The organism is Streptomyces sp. NPDC048584, assembly GCF_043199595.1.
GTDB lineage: Bacteria > Actinomycetota > Actinomycetes > Streptomycetales > Streptomycetaceae > Streptomyces > Streptomyces edwardsiae.
The window spans coordinates 24,106-40,252 of record NZ_JBICWF010000023.1 but is presented as its reverse complement, the minus strand read 5'-3'; the positions used below and the strand labels follow the sequence as shown (position 1 = coordinate 40,252).

Annotated in this window: 12 protein-coding genes; 5 read left to right on the top strand and 7 right to left on the bottom strand. The window is 72.3% G+C overall.

All coding sequences use genetic code 11. The features are described 5' to 3' along the window. Window positions 1-36: 36 nt before the first annotated feature. The 3 genes from ACGFR9_RS34165 to ACGFR9_RS34155 form a co-directional block, all read right to left on the bottom strand. Complete coding sequence (locus ACGFR9_RS34165; RefSeq protein WP_393216620.1) at window positions 37-924, bottom strand: diiron oxygenase; 888 nt, start codon at window positions 922-924, stop codon at window positions 37-39. Window positions 925-1,061: 137 nt separating this feature from the next. Continuing rightward, entirely contained in the window at window positions 1,062-2,018 is a 957-nt protein-coding gene (locus tag ACGFR9_RS34160) for an alpha/beta fold hydrolase (RefSeq protein ID WP_393216618.1), read from the bottom strand. 139 nt (window positions 2,019-2,157) lie between these two features. Beyond that, window positions 2,158-3,006 (bottom strand): hypothetical protein, encoded by an 849-nt coding sequence (locus tag ACGFR9_RS34155; protein ID WP_393216617.1) that lies wholly within the window; start codon window positions 3,004-3,006, stop codon window positions 2,158-2,160. Between the two features lie 233 nt (window positions 3,007-3,239). Between ACGFR9_RS34155 and ACGFR9_RS34150 the strand changes: the two genes are divergently transcribed. Next, the gene (locus tag ACGFR9_RS34150) at window positions 3,240-4,763 is read left to right on the top strand and encodes an MFS transporter (protein ID WP_393216615.1); all 1,524 of its coding nucleotides are present in this window, start codon (window positions 3,240-3,242) and stop codon (window positions 4,761-4,763) included. Window positions 4,764-4,781: 18 nt separating this feature from the next. Here ACGFR9_RS34150 and ACGFR9_RS34145 read toward each other — a convergent pair whose 3' ends face one another. Continuing rightward, window positions 4,782-6,341, bottom strand: a complete 1,560-nt coding sequence (locus ACGFR9_RS34145) for a mucoidy inhibitor MuiA family protein (RefSeq protein WP_393216613.1) — start codon at window positions 6,339-6,341, stop codon at window positions 4,782-4,784. Between the two features lie 9 nt (window positions 6,342-6,350). Further along, window positions 6,351-8,366 carry a DUF4139 domain-containing protein gene (locus tag ACGFR9_RS34140; RefSeq protein ID WP_393216611.1) on the bottom strand — a complete coding sequence of 672 codons (2,016 nt, stop codon included), beginning with the start codon at window positions 8,364-8,366 and terminating at the stop codon, window positions 6,351-6,353. A gap of 212 nt (window positions 8,367-8,578) precedes the next feature. Between ACGFR9_RS34140 and ACGFR9_RS34135 the strand changes: the two genes are divergently transcribed. Then, window positions 8,579-9,508: a ketopantoate reductase family protein gene (locus tag ACGFR9_RS34135; protein WP_393216609.1), complete on the top strand. Its 930-nt coding sequence runs from the start codon at window positions 8,579-8,581 to the stop codon at window positions 9,506-9,508. A 12-nt stretch (window positions 9,509-9,520) separates the two neighbouring features. Here ACGFR9_RS34135 and ACGFR9_RS34130 read toward each other — a convergent pair whose 3' ends face one another. Beyond that, complete coding sequence (locus tag ACGFR9_RS34130) at window positions 9,521-9,655, bottom strand: hypothetical protein (RefSeq protein WP_393216607.1); 135 nt, start codon at window positions 9,653-9,655, stop codon at window positions 9,521-9,523. 16 nt (window positions 9,656-9,671) lie between these two features. Between ACGFR9_RS34130 and ACGFR9_RS34125 the strand changes: the two genes are divergently transcribed. Continuing rightward, window positions 9,672-10,364: a hypothetical protein gene (locus ACGFR9_RS34125; protein WP_393216605.1), complete on the top strand. Its 693-nt coding sequence runs from the start codon at window positions 9,672-9,674 to the stop codon at window positions 10,362-10,364. A 435-nt stretch (window positions 10,365-10,799) separates the two neighbouring features. Continuing rightward, window positions 10,800-12,254, top strand: coding sequence for a hypothetical protein (locus tag ACGFR9_RS34120; RefSeq protein WP_393216603.1), 1,455 nt, complete (start codon window positions 10,800-10,802; stop codon window positions 12,252-12,254). 5 nt (window positions 12,255-12,259) lie between these two features. On the opposite strand, the gene ACGFR9_RS34115 is transcribed toward ACGFR9_RS34120, so the two are convergent. Then, window positions 12,260-13,726 carry a hypothetical protein gene (locus ACGFR9_RS34115; protein WP_393216601.1) on the bottom strand — a complete coding sequence of 489 codons (1,467 nt, stop codon included), beginning with the start codon at window positions 13,724-13,726 and terminating at the stop codon, window positions 12,260-12,262. A gap of 672 nt (window positions 13,727-14,398) precedes the next feature. Between ACGFR9_RS34115 and ACGFR9_RS34110 the strand changes: the two genes are divergently transcribed. After that, a complete protein-coding gene (locus tag ACGFR9_RS34110; protein ID WP_393216599.1) occupies window positions 14,399-16,114 on the top strand; it encodes a SpoIIE family protein phosphatase in 1,716 nt (571 codons plus the stop codon). The last annotated feature ends 33 nt before the right edge of the window (window positions 16,115-16,147 follow it).

Genomic DNA, 16,147 nt, shown 5'->3' with positions numbered 1-16,147 from the left:
GTCCACTCCGCTGAAGGCCGGGACAGGTGCGGGTCGTCAGACGAGGTGGGCGCGCCGGTAGAAGCGGAGCGCGGGACCGGTGAGCAGTCCCACCGAGTCCAGGAACTCCATCAGACCCGAACAGCTCGCCCGCAGCATCGACTTGTGGTGCTCGTTGGCCTTGGCCTCGCGCAGCGCGCGTGCCTCGTCCAGGCCGGCGTTCGCGTAGACCTTCCGGTTCACCATGCTGGTGACGATGACGTACGCCGCGACGGCGATCAGCAGGGCGTGCGCCCGGCGGCGCACCCGCCCGGCGCGCGCGAGATGCCTGCGCGTCTCCTCGCGGGCGAACCTCATGTGCCGGGACTCCTCGACGACATGGATGTTGTTGATGGTGCGCACGAACGGCACCACCCGCTCGTCCCGCATCCAGTCGCGCTGCATGACGTCGAGGACCTCCTCGGCGACCAGGATCGCCGCGTACGCGGCCTCACCGAAGGCGACGGTCTTGAAGAACCTGCCCAGTTCCAGCGCGATCCGGTGCGGCCGGTAGGCCGGCGCCCGGAGCTTCTTCGCCCCGCGGGCGAACATGATCGAGTGCCGGCACTCGTCGGCTATCTCGGTGAGCGCCCACTGGACGGCGTCGTCCGTCGGATCCTTGGCGTAGATGTCCCGCAGCACCAGCTGTTGCAGGATCATCTCGAACCAGATGCCGGTGCTGGCGACGGACGCCGCCTCCTGCCGCGTCAGTTCCTTGCGCTGCGCGTCGGTCAGTTCGTTCCAGTACGCCGTCCCGTAGAGCGTGCTCCACTCCGGGCTGGCGCCGTGGAAGTCCGTGTCGAGCGGTGTGTCCCAGTCGACCTCGGTGAGCGGGTCGTAGGAGAGCTGCGCCGACGAGTCCAGCAGCCGCCGGGCCACATCGTCGCCGGAGGTCGTGTTCCCCATGCCGAGGGCTCCTCGCCTCGAGTCCGGTCAGTCTTACCGCGGGTAACCAACCGCGTTGCTGACGAACTGTATAGCAAGAGGGCCCGGGTTCCTACCCCCAAGTAGCAAAGGGCCGCCACCGGACGCCGGGGGTGGGGTCAGCCCCGCCGGGACCGGACCACCAGGGCCGTACCGCCGGCCACGGCCAGGACCGCCGCGCCGCCGAGGACCGCGGCACGGTCGCCCGTGCCGGTCTCGGCGAGGGCGGGACCGGAGTCGTGCGCCGCCCGCAGGATCAGGTCGGTCACGTCGTCCGGGTCGGTCTCCAGCACCGCGTGCGGGGCGTCGACCTCGACGGTGGTCGCGCCGGCCCGCTCGGCCATGAAGCGCACGTTGTCGGTGCCGATGGTGCGGTCGTCGGTGGCGACGAGATACCAGGACGGGATCCTCCTCCACGCGACGGCCGAGGTCGCCTCCGTGGTGGTCGCCACGTGCGCGGGGCGCTGCCGGGCGGCGAGCGCGGCCGTCTCGTCCGCCGCCAGCCGGTCGCTCAGGAAGACGTCACCGAACTTGTCCGGCTTGATGTACGTGTCGATGTCGGCGGGGTCGCTGCTGAGCGGGACCGCCGCCAGGGCGGTGGGGAAGGGCGCGTCGGGATCGTCCGAGAGATGGCTGCCGGGGTACTTGGCGGCGAGCTCCAGCGCCGTCTCGCCCTTGTCGGGCGCGAACGCCGCTATGTAGACCAGGGACTTGACGTTCGGATTGCCGGCCGCCGCATTGGTGATGACGGCCCCGCCGTAGGAGTGCGCGGCAAGGACGACCGGGCCCTCGATCGTCTTCAGCCGGGCGGCCAGGTAGGCGGAGTCGCCGTCGAGGCCGCGCAGCGGGTTGGCGGTGGCGACCACCGGGTACCCCTTCGCCTGCAGACTGCGGATGACCTCGTCCCAGCCCGAGTCGTCCGCCCAGGCCCCGTGCACCAGCACCACGGTCGGCTTGGCGCCGGAGCCGCCCCCGCTCTCGGAGGCCAGGGACGGGGCGGCGGCCAGCAGGGCCGCGGCGGGGACGAGGACGGCCAGGGGGAACACCCGTCGGGCGGCGTGCCGTATGCGCATCATGACCACTCTTTCCGGGAGGGGATCGACTGGTGACGACACCGCACGCCGCCCGCTCGCCCGGCACCGCCGGAGGGACCGGGCGAGTGAAGGGCACCGGGCCCGCCACCGCGGCGTCAGGGCGTCCGGACGGGACCCGTGGTCACTCGATGCCGCTGGGGGTGGGTGTCGGAGTACCGCCGGCCAGGACGTCCTTCAGACGCTGCGTGCCCTGCTGGACGGCGGCCTTGGTGGCGTCGTGGCCGGCTCCGCCGAGCCCGCCGTTGGTCACCGTGATCGCGTCCGCGCCGATCTGCACCACGGCCACGTCCAGGGTGAGGGTCACGGACTCGCCCCCGCTGTCCCCCTTCACCGTCACGGTCATCCCCTGCCGCGCGTCACCCTCCTCGGGCAGCGCCATCTCGACGACCTGGACGGTGCGGTCACCGTGGTCACCACCGGTCACGGTGAACTGGTCGCAGGTGTCGGGAAGCGACCGCAGCGACTTCATCGACTTGTCGAGGTCGGGCTGCTGATAGCCCGCCACCTGGTAGAGCAGCCGGGAGTCGCCCTGCTCGAACCCGTTGAGCGCCGACGCCCCGGACGGAGTCCCCAGCAGGGTCTCGTCGTACAGCGAGTCGATCAGCTGCTGGCAGTCCGCGGCGTCACTCTTCCCGTCGAGGAAGGCGGCCACGTCGACCTGCCCGACGAGCAGGGAGTCCCGCCACTGCTGCGGTTTGTCCACCTGCGTCCAGTCGCCCTCCAGGTCCGCCGCGGTGATCAGCGCGTTCCGCGCACCCGTCTCACTGAGCACCGCACCGGGCGAGGACGTCGGGGACGTGTCGGTCGACGTGGGGGATTCGGTCTGCGCGACCGCCGCGGCGCCGGTCTCCGACCCGGCCGACGTGCCGTTGTCCGCGTCGGAACAGGCCGCCGTGGTGAGCAGGGTCCCGGTGGCCAGTACGACGGCCAGGACACGGGACGAGCGGACGATCGGGCGAGGGGTGGTCACGAGTGCCTCCTGTGGATGGGACGGGCGCCCCGGCGCCGACCTGCCCCGAGCGCTTCTGTGCCCTTGTCCTCTCACCGCACCACCGGTCCGCCCGGGCTACCAGCGCAGCGGAGGCACACGGGTGAGCGCCCGCCGTGATCACATGCCGGCGTATCCGGGCGATCACCGGGAAGACGCGATGGCGAGCGCGTTTCCCGGCGTCGTCCCGAAGACGCTGGTACGTTCCGTTTGTCATGGTCCGACCTGGAAAGGACCCCGCCACGTCCCCCACCGACAGCGAGCCCACACCCCCTTCCGCAGCGGTCAGGCGGCACCCCGCCCTGTTCCGTGCCGTCCGCCGCCGGCGGAACCCGCCCCTGCGCCGTTCGGACATCACCGTGACGGACGAACGGGCGGTCAAGCGCGCGGTGAAGGCCGCCTCGCTCGGCAACGCCATGGAGTGGTTCGACTTCGGCATCTACGCGTATCTGGCCGGCACCATCGGCCGGGTCTTCTTCCCCTCCGGGAGTGACACCGCGCAGTTGCTGTCGTCGTTCGCCACCTTCGCCGTCGCCTTCCTGGTGCGCCCGCTCGGCGGCATGGTCTTCGGGCCGATGGGCGACAAGATCGGCCGCAAGAAGGTGCTCGCCCTCACCATGATCCTGATGGCGATCGGCACCGCCGCGATCGGCCTGCTGCCCACCTACGCGGCCGTCGGCTTCTGGTCACCCCTGCTGCTGATCCTCTTCCGGCTGCTCCAGGGCTTCTCCACCGGCGGCGAGTACGGCGGCGCCTCCACCTTCATCGCGGAGTACGCCCCGGACAAACGGCGCGGCTACTTCGGCAGCTTCCTGGAACTGGGCACGCTGGCCGGGTACACCGGCGCGGCCGGCCTGGTCACCGCGCTCACCGCCTGGCTCGGCAACGACACGATGGACGCCTGGGGCTGGCGCATCCCCTTCCTGGTCGCCGGGCCGCTGGGCATCGTCGGCATCTATCTGCGGCTGAGGCTGGACGACACTCCCGCCTATCTGAAGCTGGAGCAGGGCAACGTCCACATCGGCGACGCCGCGAACGCCGTGGAGACCACCGCCCACGGCGACCTCGCCAGGATCTTCCGGCAGTACTGGCCGACGCTGGTGCTGTGCATCGCGCTGGTCGGCGCGTACAACGTCACCGACTACATGCTGCTGTCGTACATGCCGACGTATCTCTCGGACGAACTGCACTACAGCGAGACCCACGGTCTGCTGATCCTGGTGGCCACCATGGTGCTGCTGATGCTGATCATCAACCAGGTGGGGCGGCTGAACGACCACTTCGGCCGCAAGCCGCTGCTGATGACCGGCATGCTGGGCTTCTTCTTCCTGTCCGCCCCGGCCTTCCTCCTGGTGCGGCAGGGCAGTCTGCCCGCCGTCTCGGCCGGCATGCTGATGCTCGGCCTGTCCCTGGTCTGTCTGCTCGGCACCATGTCGGCGGCGCTGCCGGCCATGTTCCCGACGCATGTGCGCTACGGGTCCCTGTCGGTCGGCTACAACCTGTCGGCGTCCCTGTTCGGCGGCACGACACCGCTGGTCATCACGGCCCTCATCGGCGTGACCGGCTCGGACATGATGCCGGCGTACTACTCGATGGCCGCCGCCCTGGTCGGTGTCATCGCGGTGGCCTGCATGAAGGAGACGGCCCAGCAGCCGCTGGAGGGCTCGCCCCCCTCGGTGCAGACGCAGGAGGAGGCGGCGGAGCTGGTGCGGTCACAGGCGCCGGCACCCAGGTTCTGAGCCGGCGCCCCCTGCGCGTCACAGACCGCTGACCTTGCCGCTCGCCGAGATGTCGTAGACCAGGGTGACGGTCCGCCGGCCGCCCGGGGCCAGCGGGACGTCCCAGCGCACGATGCCGTCCGCGTCGATCGCGTCCGGCGCGGGAGAACAGGCGTCCCGGCGCAGCCGTACCTCCACCGCCGAGACCTCGGACACCGGGACCCGTTCCCGGACGGTGATCACCCTGTCGCCCTGCTCGCCCGGGGCGGAGAAACGGGAGAGACGCAGCCGGACCGTCCGGGTGAGCACGGTCCGCTGGGTGAGGCCGGTGGTGTCGCGGGTCTCCTCGGTCTCGCGCAGGACCCGGTGGTCGTCCCGGCTGCCGAAGGCGAGCTCGACCGGCGCGCCGGGGGCGGCGAATTCCAGTGTGCCGCGTCCGCCGAACCCACCGCCCCGGATCAGGTCGACCGGCCCGGCGAGCAGCGCGTGCCCGGACAGATTGTCGAACCGCGCCACCTGGCTGATGAGGGGCGACAGTTCGGGCGAGCAGGCGTACTCCCTTCTCGCCGGCGCGGTGAAGGAGGAGAGCGGGACACGGTGGGCGCGGCCGTCCGCCGGCACGGAGACCGGCGCCGGGGAGCGCAGCACGCGCACCTCGCCGCCGTCGTCCACGCCTGGCAGCCCCAGCCCGCCGGCGGGGCCGAGTTCGGCGATCTCCTCCTCGCGCAGGTCGACGTGGACGGTACGGCGTTCGGCGGCGGTGCGGTCCTGGAGCGTCAGCCGGTCCTCGCCGAGCAGGGGCGGCTGCGCGGCCCGCGCGGAACGGGCCGTCGACAGGGTCAGCCGTACGTCGGACCAGTCCTCGCCGGTGCGCTGCCAGACGACGGCCTCGGTCTCCAGCGTGAGGGCCTCGCCGTCGAGTTCGGCCCGGTAGGCGGGCCGCCACACCGCGCACGGTGTGAGATGGCTCAGCCGCAGTCCGGCCGGTCCGGCGGCGGAGGCGTCCACGGTCAGCTCGATGTGGGCCACCAGCTCGGCGGGTTCCGTCTCGGTGAGGTCCATGACCTGCCGCACCTCGGCGAGTTCGGCGGTGACGGCCGCCGCCTTCGCCTCCACCGCGCGCAACCGCTCGCCGTGGGCGTCGCGTTCACCGTCGACCCGGTCCAGTTCCCGGGCCCAGCGCTCCCTGTCGGCCTCTCCGAAGCCGGCGCCCTCACCGATCTCCCGCAGCAGATCGGTGGCGAGACGGCCCAGCACATCGAGCCGGGTACGCAGCCGGTCGCGCCGCTGCTCCAGGTCCGTGTGCTCCTCCTCCAGCTCGGTCGTGCGCCGGCGCAGTGCGGAGTCGCCGTCGGCGGGAAGCGGGCCGCGCGGTGTCCAGGTGCGGACGATCCGCGCGTCCAGCACCGCCGCCGGACGGTCGCCGGTCAGCTCCGCGTGGAGGGTGCGGTCGACGGCCAGCGCGCTGACCGGACCGAGGCGCAGCCGCTGGGTGCCGGCCCGCAGCTCGAGTACGGCGGTGCGCTCGACGTGGGCGCGGTCCTCCGTGCAGGTGACGGCGGTGACCGGGAGGGGGACGGTCTCGGTTGACGTAGACATGTGGCTGTGTCAGCTCCTGCGGTTGCCGCCCGTGAGGGCCTTGCCGGCCGGGATCCTGATGTCGTAGCCGCCGTCGAGTACGGCGGTGCCGCCGGCGGGCAGTTCGACGCGCCACAGGCGGGTGCCCGGCGCGTGCGGTGTCGGGCCCGGGTCGTCCTCGGGCACCGTCCAGTCGGCGCGTTCCTCGATCCTGACGTCCGCGTCGGAGGTGACGGGCACGCGCTCGCGCACCTCCACGCAGACGGGCTCCCGGAGCCGGTTGGCCAGCTCCACGTGCACGCGGTGTTCGAGCACGGTGACGTTGTTGCGCAGCCCCGCCGTCGACTCGTGGAGATTCACCCGGCGGGTGACCCCGATGGCCTCCGCGGGGCCGAGCCCGACCCGGCTGACACCCCCGGGGGCGAGCGTGGGCAGGGCCGTGGTCAGCAGGTACTCCTCGTCCAGGGTGACCTCCACCGGCCCGGCCAGCAGCGCCCGTCCGGTGGCGTTGGAGAGCACCAGCGTCATGTACACGGTCTGCTCCACGGACGGGACGCAGAGGTACTCGGTGCGCAGACCGACCGGGATCCCGCCGACGGTGACGGTGTGCCACGTCCCGTCGGAGGGGATGTCGGCCGGGGCGGCGGCGTCGAACCGGTGGTCGAACGAACCCGCCGACTCGCGCGGCCGCACGGCGTATCCGGGAAGGGGCAGCGCGGCCACCGTCTGCGCACGGCGGCGGTACTCGGCGGTCACCGGGTCGGTGCCGGAGCCGGGGAACAGCCTGCCCCGGCGGCCGCCGGGCTCGTCCGGGCCGCTCAGGACGAGCGCGGAGTAGTCGAGTTCGGCGCCGCCCGGTCGCGGCGGGCCGGGCGGGGGCGCCGGCCTCGCCGGCTCGGCGAGGGCCGCGGAAGCGACGGGCGCCGCCGCGGGAGCGGCTGCGAAGGCAGGGGCGGCGCCGGGCGCGGCGGGCCGTGCGCCGGTACGCGGCCTGGCGCCCGACCGCTCCCTGGTCACCGAGGCGTCCCCGAAGAACTGGGGCTCCGGGGGCGCGCCGTACCCCGCCGGTGCGGGCGGTGGCGGGGGAGCGCCGCCGACCCGGGAGGCGTACCCGCCGCCCGTGCCGGGGCGGGGGCCGGCCGCGTCGTAACCGGCGAAGAGATCGGTGAGCCCGGCCGGGTGCCCACGCCAGCCCGAAGCCGCCGGGGCGGGCTGGCTGCGTCCGATGCGGACCGAGCGGAGCCGGGGCAGGTCGGTACGACGGCGCAGATCGGCGGTGGCCAGCGCGATGCGCACGCCGGTCCAGTCCTCACCGGTGCGCTGGGCGACCGAGGCACGGAGCAGCAGGGACGCCTCACGGTCGCCCTGACGGTGGGTGAGCCGGTAGGCGGGCACCCAGACGGCGCCCGGCACCCCGTACTCCACCTCCACCTCCACCTCGCCCGTGCCGTCCAGGGTCAGGACCGCGCCCAGCGAGCGCTCCACCGGCGTCGACGTCGTGTCGGTGGAGGCACGGTCGAGCCGGTCCTCGGCGACCGTCAGCTCGTGCTCGGCCCGGCGCAGCTCCTCCTCCAGCTCACGCAGCCGGCCGTGCAGCCCGGTCAGCCGGTCGTCGACGAACGCGGAGAGCTCCAGCCAGGCGTCGACCGGAGTGCGGCGGTGCCCATCGTCCCGCTTGCGGGCCGGCGGCACCGGACGCAGCGCCGCGACCTCGTCGATCAGGCCCTGCTGCCGGTCCCGGCGGGCCCGTACGGCCTCGCAGTCGTCGTGCAGCCGCTTCACTTCCCGCAGCAGCGCGTCGGCCCGCTCCGTGCCGACGGGCTCGGCCTCGACCTCCACCCGGGCCTCGGTGACCCGCGCCTCGGACGCGCCGACGACGCGGGCCCGCAGCGAGTCGGCGTCCAGTGAACGGGGCAGTCCCGTGACCCGTACACGTCCGTCCGCGGGAACGGTGCCCCGGGCGAGACGGCGGCACAGCGCGCCCTGCGCGTACACCACCACCGAGTCGAGAGTCGACGCCCACCTCGGGGCCGTACCAGCCGTCATGTGCTCCCCCACCCAGCCGTTCCGGTGCCGAGGCCAGCCTACGCGGTGATCCGTGTCGGTCCGGGTGCCTTGCCTTCGGTTTCCGGCGACACCGCGCCGGCGTCGGAGCGAAGGTCCCGCGTCCGGGCGATGACCCTCGTACAACGTTCTTGCGGTGGGCCTCCCATGCGTTCAAAGTGACCCCTGAACTGTTGTGAAGGGGATGGGTGCACATGCGGATCGCGGTCGTCGGAGCGGGTGGAGTCGGTGGCTACTTCGGAGCGCGGCTGGCCGCGGCGGGCCACGAGGTGACGTTCGTGGCGCGCGGCCGTCATCTGGAAGCCGTACGGCGCTCGGGGCTCCTCGTGCGCAGCCCTCTGGGCGATGTACGGACCTCACCCGACTCGGCCGTCGACAGCATCGCCCGGCTCGGGCCGGCGGACCTGGTCGTCGTCGCCGTGAAACTCTGGGACACGGAGGACGTCGCCGCGCAGCTGGCCTCCGCGAAGACCGGCGGCGCCCCGGTGCTCTCGCTGCAGAACGGGGTGCACAAGGACGCCATCCTCCGCCGCCATCTCCCCGAGGAGTCCGTCCTCGGCGGAACGTGCTTCATCTCCGCGTTCATCGAGGAACCCGGCGTCGTCCGGCACAACGGCGTGCTGCAGCGCATGGTCTTCGGCGCCCGGCACCCGAGCCAGAAGGACGTGGCGGAACGGTTTCTGACGGCCTGTCAGGAGGCGGGTGCGGAGGCGGCGATCAGCACGGACATCGACCGGGTGATCTGGGAGAAGTTTGTCTTCCTGGTCGGCCTCTCCGCCACCACGGCGGCCGTACGCCGGCCCATCGGTGTCGTCCGCTCCCACGAGCGCTCGCGGGTACTGCTGCGCGAGATCATGGAGGAGACCGTGGCGCTCGCACGGGCGTCGGGTGTCGCGCTCGACGACACGTTCGCCGAGCGCCAGCTGGCGTTCTGTGACACCCTGCCCGCCGACATGACGTCCTCCATGCACAACGACCTGGAGCACGGCCACCGTCTCGAACTGCCCTGGCTCAGCGGGGGAGTGGCCGACCTCGCCGACCGGCTGGGTGTTCCCGCCCCGCGCAACCGGACGGTGGCCGACATCCTCGCCCCGCACGCGCTCGGAGCACCGGCCGGCGGGTGAACGCGTCCCGACTCACCAGATCAGGCACCAGTACGCGCCGTAATGCCCGATGCCGATACGGCCGTTCCCCGGAACCAGCCCGGGATCGGCCGCACCCGCGGCCGCCATCGAACAGGCGGGATCACCGACCGTTCTGGCGTCCGCCATGCGGTGGGCGGCGGCCGTGGCAGCCGACGAGGTGTACCAGGTGGTGGTGGTCCGCACCGGCGTGCCGAGGCCGGTCGTGTGCGGTGCCGTCGGCCCGGCGGAGGTGGCGGACGGCTTCGGTACGTGCTTCGAGGGCGCGGGTCGCGTGGCCGAGGGTGTCCGGGTGGGCGCGGGCCGGGCGGATGACACCGGGGGGTGCGGCGCCGCGGACCCGGGGGGTGTGGGCTTCGGCGAGCGCCCGGGCGCCGTCGGCCTCTGCGGAAGTCCGGGTGCGGTGGGCTGCTGCGCGTGTCCGGGTGTGGCGGGCTTCGGCGGGCGCTCAGGGGTGGCGGACTTCCGCGGCTGTTCGGGCGCGCCGGACCGTGGCGGCGGTTTCGGCTTCGTGGACTGTGACGGCGGCTTCGGTGCCGTGGGCCGGGGCGTGGTCTCGGGCGCCGGAGGCCGTGGCGTGCGCCGGGGCGCCGAGGACCGCGCGGGCGCGGACGGCGATGCCGGTGCCGCACCCGGGGTGCGGAGGGTCGACGCGCCGGGCGCGGTCCCGTGTGGCACCGGCAGGCCGCCGGGTGACTCCTGCCCGGCCGTGGGCCGCTGCCCCGGCGGAACCGGCTCGGTGGCCGGTCTCCCGGTCGGCGGCGGCGGTACGGCCGTCGGCCGCTGCCCCGGAGGGGTCGGTCCGGTCGTCGGCCGACCGCCCGGCGGGGTCGGCTGAAGGGGCCGGGACGTCGGCCCCGGCGAGCGCACGGACGAGGTGGACCTGGACGTGGGCGTCCGTCGCTCCGTACTCGACGGCTCGGTCGTGAACGTCCAGGACGGCAGCGGGTTCAGCGTCGGAAGGGACAGGTCGTTCGAGGCCGAGGGGCGGGGGCTGGGCGTGCCGTCGTCCTGCGCGACCCACGCCCACACACCGACGCCACCGAGGACGAGCACAGCGGCACCGCCCACGATCCACGGGGCACGCCTGGGCGGGCGTCGGTGACGGTTCATGGTCCCACTGTGCTGTGCGACCTGACGGGGCGCCTGTCGCTTGGGCCAGTCGCCGTGACTGCCGTCCGGTGTGATCCCGGCCTCGTCCGCCCCGCGGCGGCCCCCTCCGAACGGGGTAGTCCCATGTGCACCCCATCGGCGCGGGTTCGAGTCTGAGGACATGCGTATCCGCCCCTGGGTCATCGTCGAGGCGCCCGACAGTCGTGGTCTTCGCCGGGTCACCATCGGCAGTGGCACGGTCGGCAGCGCCTGGTCGAGGGCCGAGCTGCGAAGGCTGCTCGGCCGTTCCGGTTACCCGGAGAACATGGACCTGGACGATCCGGCATCCGTGTCCTGGCGCGGCGGCGACGGCGGGACCTGGCCCGACCGGCCCTGGAGAAGACGCACGGTCATGTCGCTCATGACGGCCGGCCTGCTCGTCTCCATGGTCTTCGGTGCGGCCATCGGATGGCCGGACGCCTCGGGAGCCCTGACCTTCGCCCAACGGATCACCGGGGTCCTGTTCGTCCTGTCGGGTGTGGTCCAGGGCGCGGCGGCGATCGCGGCACTCGACCACTGGGGGCGGCGGCAGTTCAAGGCCTCCGGCGCCGTCGTGCTGCTCGGCGCCGTCATCGTGCTGGCCACCGACAGTCTTCTCCTCTTCCTCTGGCTGGAGGAACGGGAGTACACGCGCTATCTGTTCCTCTTCATGCCCTTGTGGTGCTGGTCCGTATGGGCACTCGTTCTTCTCGTACGCGAGAAGGCGTGGAGGGGCATACCGCAGCCGAGGAAGTTCGCGGCCGGGGTGGTCGCCACGGCACTGCTGACGGCCGTCAGCCTCGCGTACTCCACCATGTACCAGCCCGCCGCGGCACCCATGCACTTCACCCTGGAGGCCGAGTTCGGGAAGGCGTGGGCGGACCAGAACCTCCCCTATGTGCACGTCCCGCTGACGCTGCGCATGAAGAACACCGGAGGAATTCCGGTGTACATCATCAATGACATCTACACCGTCCGGGGCAGGGCGCCCCTGTACACACGCGGCGAGGAGGACCTCGCGACGGAGTGGATGAGGACGGTGGGACGGGAGGGGCAGCAGGAGGGGGAGGCGGAACTCTACGTCGACCGGCTCAAGTACACGACGGTCAGCAGCGGGCGGTTCCACGATCCCGGCAGCTCGCTCGACGTCGGGCAGGAATACTCCATGAAGCGGGTGTTCCAGCTCCCCCGTGACAGCCGGTACGACACCGTGGGCGTCGAATTACAGATCGCCTACATGAGAAAGGACCGCGGAAAGCTCGACGTGGAGGAGTTCGGTTTCGCCCACCCGACCTGGAACAGGAACGACCGGCGCTACTACTGTGCGCCGGCGATCTGCGGGGAGCAGATCATCTACCGCGGACGGGTCAGACACAACAACAACCTCATCAACATGACGCGCACACCCCGCTATGTGACGGCCGTCTGGTCTCCGGGGGGCAGGTTCATCTCCTCCATCTCCTCTCTGGCGTTCGACTACTCCGGGCCGGGTGACTACCGGGAGGAGCGGAGGGAACTGGAACGGTACGGGGCCGCCAAGGCCCGAGTCGACGCGGAGATCTCCATGGCCGAACTGATGGGTTCCGCGGGGATCTGACCCGGTCACCCTCCGGACCGGGTGAGCCAGGAGCCCGCCGTGACCCCGAACCTCTCCTCCAGGTACTTGGCGGTCTGTGTGCAGGAGAGCGAAGAGCCGCCCAGACTCCCGTACAGCTTGTCGCGCGGTACCAGTTCGGCGAGTGCGGTGATGAGCGGTACGACCTCGAACGGGGCCTCGGAGCGTTCGTTGTTGCGCAGCTGGGCCAGTACCTCGAGCTGGTCGTCGCTCTTCTCCCGGGCCTTCCAGAAGTCCTTGACCCCCTCGTCCTCCCATGCCGCGGGCACCAGCCTCCGCAGCCCGCCCATGAGGCTCGAGTCCCGGACGGACTCGAATATGGCGCTGCTGCAGACGGCGGCCGCCTCGCCGAGTGACTCCTTCGGGCCCTTCCGGGCGGAGGCCGACTCCTCCTGCTGGTCCTTCATGCGAGCGGTCCGGTCCTCCATCTCCTTCTCGGCTTCGGACCGCTCCTTCTGGGACGTCCGCGGATCGGTGATCTTCCTCAGCGACGAGCTGACCTGCCGGCTGACTTCCGCCAGCTCTTCCCGTTCCTTCGGCGGTGTCCGCCGGTCGTGCACGATGTCCGCGGAGGCGCCCAGCAGCATGCCGGTCGACTGAACCGTGTCCGCCTTCCGGCTCCGCCACGCGCTCGCCGAACCGGACAGCCTTTGCTCCTCGCCCCGCTCCAGGGCGTAGTTCGTCTCTCCCACTACGGCGATCAGCCGGCGCCGCAGTTCCTCCCGTGTCCCGGGATCGCAGATGATGTCCAGGGCGGACGTCGTCCGTTTGACCACCAGGATGAACAACGACTGTTCCTCGTCCGGTACTCCGGAGCCGGCGACCACCTCGAGCGTGGACGTCACCTGCTTCACGATGGCGATCAGTCGCTCGCGCAGTTCAGGAGGAGTCCGCGGGTCGTTGATGGCTGCCAGCGCGGTGGACAGGTTCTCCGCGCTCTCGATGACGCCCTCCCTGTCCTGCGGCGACGTCTCAGGGGTGTCGAGGGCTCCGATGATGCCGAGCAAGGTGTCCACGGCCGGGGCGAGTTCCTCGGGGACCTGTTCCTTCTCCTCGGCCAGACCCGTCGTCACCTCGTCCGTCTCCGTCTCCTGCTCGGGCGGTGGTTCGGAGGTCTGTCCGTCCGTCTCGCCGGACGTCGGCGGCGTGGCGTCGTCGGATGTCGGCGGCGTGGCGTCGTCGGACGTCCCGTCCGGCGTGGCGGTGGACGACGTCGTGGGGCTGTCGGGCTCGCCCGGCTCGCTCGGCGGCGGGGCGGGCGGTGTCGTGGTGGGGCCGTCGCCCGGATCGCTCGGCGGAGGTTCCGTGCTCCGAACGACCGCCTCGGCGGTGCCGCCCTTCGTACCGCGGGGCTCCGCCGTGGCGACCGTCATACCCGCCGGCACCGCGAGCGCGGTGGCCAGGAGGGAGGCGTTGACCGCGTGGATGACGTACCGCCGGGAGATTCTGGCCATGTCGGTCCCAGATACGTTGTGCGCCGTGCCGCTCCGTCCGTCACCGGTTCTTCCCTTGGACGGGGGCTCCGGGAAATGCGGAGCCGGAAGAACGCGGAGCCGCCATGCGTCCACTCTTCACCTGTCCGGAGCATCCCGCAACGGGAACACCACGCTGTGCCGGAGGGCGCGGCCAACCCGCCCACGGCGAGGGCCGGTCGAGGAGGACGCGGCTCAGCCCCCGGGCCGTGTCGTCGGCCGGACGGCGTTCTGTTCCCGAGCCGCCGCAGAGCGACGGGGCCTCCCCGACCGGCAGCGCGGTCCGCTCGACGACCTCGGCGGCGAAGACCCGCCGGGTCGCGGGGGCCGGCACCGCACCTCGCCGCGTTGTCGTCGGTTGTCAGGGCTCCGCCCTGTCGCCCTCCTCCGCCTTGCGATGCTCCCCCACTGCCTGAAGGGCGTGGGAGGTACCCCCACCACCAGACCCCGCCCGGCCTGGCTGCAGCGCACCGCTCACTGGAGCCGACCTGATCCGAACGACACCCCCTGGTCGTTCTCCACGGGCGCGACGGTGTCCTTCATGCCGGATGACGTGGGATCGTCGCGCGTATGGGCATACGGGGAAGGCGGAAGAGCGGAAAGGCCCACACGGGCGGCGGACGGGGCGCGGGCCCGGTCAGTGAGGAGGTCGCGATGACAGGGTCGGAGCATTCGGGGGTCCACGGGCTGTGCGCGCCGACCGCCTCCGAGGCGCTGGACGCCATCGGTGCCGGTGCCTACGCCGTCGACGAGCAGGGCCGCATCATCGCGGTCAACGCCCGCGCCGAGGAACTGCTGGGCCGGACCGCGGCGGAGCTGGTCGGTCATGACGCGCACGACCTGCTGCACCGCGACGCGCAGGGACACCAGCTGCCGAGAACCCAGTGTGCGATGCGGCAGGCGTTCCACGCCGGAATCCCGGCGCAGGCCGACGACGACTTCTTCGCCCGCGCCGACGGTTCCGTACTGCCCATCTCCTGGATGATCACCCCGTACGCCACCGGCGACCACGGGACCGCCACGACGCTGGTCGTGTTCCACACTCCCGAACAACCGCCCCGCACCGGCCTGCAGCCGGGATCACGGGCCCAGTCGCTGTCGGAACTGCAGCGGCTGGCCCTGCTGGCCGAGACCACCGCGCAGCTGACGTCCACCCTCGACGCCGACGAGGCGCTGCGCAGGCTGGTGTCCCTGGTCGTGCCCCGGCTGGCGGACTGGGTGGTCGTCGACCTGATCACCGAGCGGGACGAGGTGTGGCGTGCCGTGGTGGCCCATGTCGACGGTGAGGCGCCGGTCCGCCACGAGGAGCTGGAGGGGCCCATGCCGCCGATTCCCCAGGAGTCCCCGATGCCCCTGTCCCGAGCCCTGCGCGGGGTCGCCTCCACCCTGGCCGGTCCGCAGAACTACCAGGGGACACCGGATTCCGGCATCGCGGTCGAGCAGGGCCGGCTGTTCCGGGCCACGGGGATGCACTCCGCGGCCATCGCGCCCATCCGCAGCCCGCGCGCCGTCCTGGGCGCGCTGACCCTGGGCCGCGCCGAGAATCAGGAGCCGTTCGCCCCCGTGGACCTTCCGCTGATCGAGGACGTGGCGCGCCGGGCCGGCCTGGCCCTGGACAACGCCCGCCTCTACCAGCGCCAGCGCAAGGTGGCCGAGACCATGCAGAACCATCTGCTGCCCCAGATGCCGGGTGTCTCGGGCCTGGAGATGAACGTCCGCTATCTGCCCGCGCCCGACGCCTCACACGTCGGGGGCGACTGGTACGACGCCTTCCCCCTGGCCGACGCCTCCACCGCGCTGGCCATCGGGGACGTCGTCGGCCACGACCTGGAGGCGGCGGCCGGGATGGCGCAGGTGCGCAACATGCTCCGCGCCTACGCCTGGTCCCAGCACGAACCTCCCAGCCGTATCGTCGAACGGCTCGACGAGGCGATCGTGCACATCACCGACGTCAGCATGGCCACCATGATCTTCGGCAGGATCGAAGCGGCCGACGACGGTCACTGGCAGCTGGCCTGGACCAACGCCGGTCACCCGCCGCCGCTGCTGGTCGGCCGGGACGGCCTGGCCCGCTATCTCACCGACGGCCACGGCATACTCCTGGGCACCCAGGCCGGCCTGCGCCGCCCCGACGCCACCGTGCTGCTCCCGCCGGGGTCCACCCTGGTGCTGTACACGGACGGGCTCATCGAGGTGCCCGGGCAGTCCCTCGACGCGGGCCTGGACCGGCTGCGCCAGCACGCCGCCGCCCTCGCCCGCCGCCCCCTCCCCTCGTTCACCGATCAACTGCTCCGCCGTGTCCGCCCCGCCGAGAACGACGACGACGTCGCCCTGCTGGCCCTGCGCGTCCCCGACGTACCCCCGGCCTGAGAAGGCCGAGGGCCGATCGGCCCGGGCGCGGCG

What these genes read in the sequence shown, in the direction of transcription:
- ACGFR9_RS34165 (WP_393216620.1), bottom strand. Translation starts at nt 924, where the DNA reads ATGGGGAACACGACCTCCGGCGACGATGTGGCCCGGCGGCTGCTGGAC.
- ACGFR9_RS34160 (WP_393216618.1), bottom strand. Translation starts at nt 2,018, where the DNA reads ATGATGCGCATACGGCACGCCGCCCGACGGGTGTTCCCCCTGGCCGTC.
- ACGFR9_RS34150 (WP_393216615.1), top strand. Translation starts at nt 3,240, where the DNA reads ATGGTCCGACCTGGAAAGGACCCCGCCACGTCCCCCACCGACAGCGAG.
- ACGFR9_RS34145 (WP_393216613.1), bottom strand. Translation starts at nt 6,341, where the DNA reads ATGTCTACGTCAACCGAGACCGTCCCCCTCCCGGTCACCGCCGTCACC.
- ACGFR9_RS34140 (WP_393216611.1), bottom strand. Translation starts at nt 8,366, where the DNA reads ATGACGGCTGGTACGGCCCCGAGGTGGGCGTCGACTCTCGACTCGGTG.
- ACGFR9_RS34135 (WP_393216609.1), top strand. Translation starts at nt 8,579, where the DNA reads ATGCGGATCGCGGTCGTCGGAGCGGGTGGAGTCGGTGGCTACTTCGGA.
- ACGFR9_RS34130 (WP_393216607.1), bottom strand. Translation starts at nt 9,655, where the DNA reads ATGGCGGACGCCAGAACGGTCGGTGATCCCGCCTGTTCGATGGCGGCC.
- ACGFR9_RS34120 (WP_393216603.1), top strand. Translation starts at nt 10,800, where the DNA reads ATGCGTATCCGCCCCTGGGTCATCGTCGAGGCGCCCGACAGTCGTGGT.
- ACGFR9_RS34115 (WP_393216601.1), bottom strand. Translation starts at nt 13,726, where the DNA reads ATGGCCAGAATCTCCCGGCGGTACGTCATCCACGCGGTCAACGCCTCC.
- ACGFR9_RS34110 (WP_393216599.1), top strand. Translation starts at nt 14,399, where the DNA reads ATGACAGGGTCGGAGCATTCGGGGGTCCACGGGCTGTGCGCGCCGACC.